Annotated in this window: 3 protein-coding genes and 1 riboswitch; of the genes, 1 reads left to right on the top strand and 2 read right to left on the bottom strand. The window is 46.5% G+C overall.

Annotated features, from left to right (window positions below; all coding sequences use genetic code 11):
• The coding region (locus BOW51_RS07745) for a GW dipeptide domain-containing protein (RefSeq protein WP_135568142.1) at positions 1-732 on the bottom strand (732 nt) is incomplete at its 3' end.
• A gap of 349 nt (positions 733-1,081) precedes the next feature.
• Positions 1,082-1,171, top strand: a riboswitch (cyclic di-GMP riboswitch).
• A gap of 139 nt (positions 1,172-1,310) precedes the next feature.
• Here BOW51_RS07745 and BOW51_RS07740 point away from each other — a divergent pair.
• A complete protein-coding gene (locus BOW51_RS07740) occupies positions 1,311-1,625 on the top strand; it encodes a hypothetical protein (RefSeq protein ID WP_135568141.1) in 315 nt (104 codons plus the stop codon).
• Positions 1,626-1,882: 257 nt separating this feature from the next.
• Here the strand turns inward: BOW51_RS07740 and BOW51_RS07735 are convergent.
• The coding region (locus BOW51_RS07735) for an EAL domain-containing protein (RefSeq protein ID WP_135568140.1) at positions 1,883-4,666 on the bottom strand (2,784 nt) is incomplete at its 5' end.

Here is a 4,666-nt window from a genome sequence, read left to right as displayed (position 1 = left end):
TTTTGTGAAAACAGCATCTTCCGCGATGACCGGGTAGAAGTAGCCAGAGCCATAATCCTTGTTGGTATACAACACGCCTTTAGCGACAACTTCATCACCAACCGCCATACCGGCTTGAGTTGAGCGAAAGATAATTTTGTTATCCATATCCTCTTTGCTTCCGGTGCCGTCTTCAATGTGAACCCAGTCTGTTCCCATTATCATTCGGGACAGCTTTGATATTTTTTCTTTTACCTCAACAACCTTTCCGTTTAGCTCATCTTTTTTCTGAATTAGTTCTTGCACGCTGAAGCGTCCGACAGGGCTTCCCAACTCTTTCGATTCTTGTGATTCGCTGGGTTGTTTTGGTGGTTCTGTATTTGGAGAGGGTTTGACCTCTTCTCTTGCAGGTAACTCAGTTCCCTTGCTAATTCCTTCGACAAAAAGAATTCTGTCAAAGGTTCGATCAAGTGACTTGCTGGTGAAGTTTTCCATGAGCATTTGTTCATAAAAGCTGATCGTTTCACCAACACTCACCTGGATTTCAGGAAGCGCAATCCAGTAAGTTTTAGCCTTTTCTTCCACTCTAATATAGGTATAGCCAACACTGGACATGGTTTCCACTACCTTGCCAGTGTGGGCGATCGCTTCAGAATTGGAGGCAGGTATGCTTGTACCGAAAGACCATGCTTGTGTGCCAGTAAAGGCGAGAAGTATGGGTAAAATCCAGGAAATTAGTCTTGAAGTATTCATATTGCTTTTATCCAGATTGAAAATGGTGAGATAAAGAACACACAGAGTTATCGAAAAAATGATGACTCTAAATGCCTAGCTTTTTTTTAATCAATACAATAGGCATGATCATAATCAGTTACGTGGTTAAAGTGAATGATCCACGTCAGCATAGTATGCGTGTTTCCGTCTCTTATTGGGGTCCCGCCTGTGGGACTTCAAGCCCGGAATAATCCACTTGTTTCTCACAAATGTAACTTTTTCTGAATATCATCCGAGAGTTCATACTGATTAGATGGCCAGTTGGTTGAATTTATATTAAAATCACCTCAGGTGTTTGACAAATAGACTACAACCATCTAGATTGTAATAATGTAAAAGGCAAACCTCTTGAAAGAGAGGGACGCAAAGCCACCGGCCTGATTAACATTCATTTGTTAAAGGTAGCGGGGTCGCACAAATCATCAGCATGATCGTGCTGGTGTCTGTAGTGTCTCCCTTTTTGTGATTCAGCCGGTAGATCGAGTGCATTGACGGAAGTACGCCTGTCACTCGTGCAAATAGACCTATCGACAAGGGCCTGAATCATGAGACAAAAGGTGTTGGTGGAAACTGCATTTGCCGATAACGGATGGCAGATTGTCGAATTTGATCAGGCCTTTAACAACCCTGTTGTCATTATTGGTGTGCCGGATGACAACAGCATTGAACGGGGTGTTGCCCGCATACGTAACCTGGAGCCGGGCGGTTTCGAGCTGAAGTTTCAGGAGTGGATGTACTTGGACCAGGTACACCCCGCTGAGCAAATTGACTGGATGGTACTTGAGAGCGGCAGTTATACGCTCGAAGCTTCAGCGAGAGACCTGCAGATGGAAGTCGGTCACGCGCACAGCTGGTATAAATTTTGTCGATGATGTCTTTGGATAGCGAAGTCATATAGATCTTCCAGGCACCAGAGCAGTGTATGGAAGGAAACCCGGGAAATCCCCTCCCTAGAAGCAGTATTTAAACCCGGTCTTGCCGGGTTATTTTTTATGGAGTCGGGTAAGAACATGGTTCGTCAAAATCGTCATATGCTTCATGCACGGAGGTGAGGGCGAGTCAATACTGGTTTGCGAAGGTTGCTGCTACAGTGCATTGATAGCACCGGGTTATTTCATTCTACGGGCATTCAGGCTTCATGTAAGGCAAAGTCCGAGCGTCTGTCAGCTACTGATAAACACACGCCATCGGACAGCATCTTCTCGACTTCCTGCGGTGGAAGCGGATTGCTGAAATAAAAGCCCTGGATAATTGTGCAGTCAATGCGGTTCAGAAATCGCAACTGCGAAACCTCTTCAACACCCTCTGCAATGGTGTGAAGTTTCAAAGCCTTCGCCAGGGCCAGGATCGTATTGCAGAATGAGACACTATCTGCATTGTCAGGAAGCCCCTTGACGAAGGCGCGGTCTATTTTAAGAGTGTCAAACGGGAGGTCCATCAGGTTTGAAAGAGAAGAATAACCTGTTCCAAAATCATCTATTGCGATCTTTAATCCAAGCTTGTGCAGATCATTCAGCAGAGATTTCGCATACAGAGGGTCATTCATTACAACGCCCTCGGTAATTTCCAGTTCAACGCAATCAGGCGGTACTTTGGTTTTCTTTAATATGTCTTTAACAGTATCCAGGAAATTCTTACTTTTAAATTGTGCAGGAGAGACGTTAATGCCTATCCGGATATGATCAAAGCCTGACTGATGCCATTTTTTCAAACACTCGCAGCTTTCTTCCAACACCCAGTTGCCAACGTCGACGATAAGCTCCATTTCCTCCAGCACAGGTATGAATTCGACCGGGGGAACCAGGCCAAGCTTAGGGCTGTTCCAGCGAATCAGTGCTTCCACACCTATGATGCGACCATTCTGTAAACTGGCCTGTGGCTGGTAATGCAAGAAGAACTCTTCATTATCAAGAGCAGAGCGCAACTCCTTTTCCATGGTGACCAGCTTGGATACGGATGACTGCATTTTAGGGTCATAACAACTCATCGTGTTGCGACCCGCTGACTTGGATTCATACATGGCCAGTTCAGCCTGCTTCAGTAGTACATCGATGGTGAGTGTTTCACTACTAAACAGGTTGACACCGATACTGACCGTGCTGTGATGAGAGGCAACTCCAAGTTTGTATTCCTTATTGAGCGCTTGAAGTATATTCCGCGTGACTTTTTCCGCGGTGCGGGCTGCTTTGGTTTTGTCTGCAGCGAGTTCCGGAAGTATTACTACAAACTTGTCTCCACCGAATCGTGCCACTGTATCGAGAGAACTTGTGGAATCCTCAAGGGACCTTGCTACCTGGACAAGCAATTCATCACCTACGACATGACCAAGCGTATTGTTGAGTTTATTGAAGTGATCAAGGTCAATCATAAGAACTGCACTGTATTGATTATCGCGCACGCAGGCGGCAAGTGTCTGCTCAAGGATGTTCATTAACTGAATTTTGTTTGGCAGTCCTGTCAGTTGGTCATAGTAAGCCAGGTGATCTATTTTTTCCTCAGCGCTCTTTTTTTCGGTGATGTCAGCATGCGCACCGACATAATGGCTTACTTGACCGTCTGCATCGGTTACTGCCGAGATGGTCAGTAACTTGGGGTAGACTTCTCCGCTCTTGCGCTTATCCCATATCTCCCCCTGCCAGAAACTATCGCTATTGATGCATTTCCACATCTCCTCATAAAAAGCAGAGTCGTGGCGTCCAGACTGGAACATTCTAGGTGTATTGCCAATGATTTCATCGGCCTTATACCCCGACATCTCCATGAAAGCACTATTGACCTGTAATATTTTGCCACCTGCATCGGTGACCATGATCCCCTGCTGTGACTCAAAAGCTGTGGCTGCGATTCGCAGCTCTTCCTCGGCCTGCTTTTGTTCGGTTACGTCTTGTACCGTTCCCCTGGAGCGCAGGGCCTTACCGTCCTTGTCAAACAGGGTTTCACAAGTCTCGTGTACATATTTGATACGGCCATCACCGACTAGTATGCGATGGGTCATTTCGTATTGCGTATGGCTATTCAGTGAATCGAGGTAAGCTTGATTGACCATCTCCCTGTCATCAGGGTGGGCGGCATCAAGGAATGCCTCGTATGACGAGTTAAATTGTGTCTTGTCGATTTCAAATATCCTGTAAACCTCATCCGACCAATCAAGGTGGTTGTTGGCCAGATCAAGTGTCCAGCTTCCTGTCTTTGTTATACGCTGAGCCTCACTTAACTGCTCTTTGCTCAACCGGAGTTCATTCTCTGCCTGTTTGCGTTCGGTGATATCTTCGTAGAGGCCCAGGACACCGATAATTTCATCCGTTGTCGGATTCAGTAGAGGCACCTTGGAGGTACGCACCCAGATTATATGTCCTTCCGGTGTGGTTTGGGGCTCTTCGAAATCCAGCTTCGATAGGCCCGTCTCAATTACCTTGAGGTCATCTGCCCGATATAGTTCGGCCTGTTCTTTCCAGCCCATCTCATAATCTGTTTTGCCTATCAACTGATCGGGATGGGTAAGGCCTGCATCCTTCGCAAACAACTCATTGCAACCCAGGAAACGCAAATCGCGATCTTTCCAGAATACGCGTATGGGGGCTCTTTCGATGATTGACTGAAGCAACTCCTTGCTCGAGAGAAGATCCATCTCGGACTGTTTGCGTTCGGTGATATCGGTCAATGTACCAATCATCCTGATCGGACTGCCATTGGCGTCACGCTCAAGTACCTTTCCACGGGCAGTGCCCCATTTCCAGTTGCCATCCCTGGTTTGCATCCTGAACTCTCTTTTATAGGGTGACTCCCCGCCTTTTCGTACGTGTTCAAGAACACCCTTTTTCACGTATCTCACGTCGTCAGGATGTATTGCCTTGAATACGGTTGCCCCAGTGGGGGTGAATTCATTCTCTGCATAGCCTAATATTTCATTCCA

Origin of the sequence: Solemya elarraichensis gill symbiont (assembly GCF_002021095.1) — a bacterium.
Lineage (GTDB): Bacteria > Pseudomonadota > Gammaproteobacteria > Chromatiales > Chromatiaceae.
This window is presented reverse-complemented; position numbering and strand designations above follow the sequence as displayed.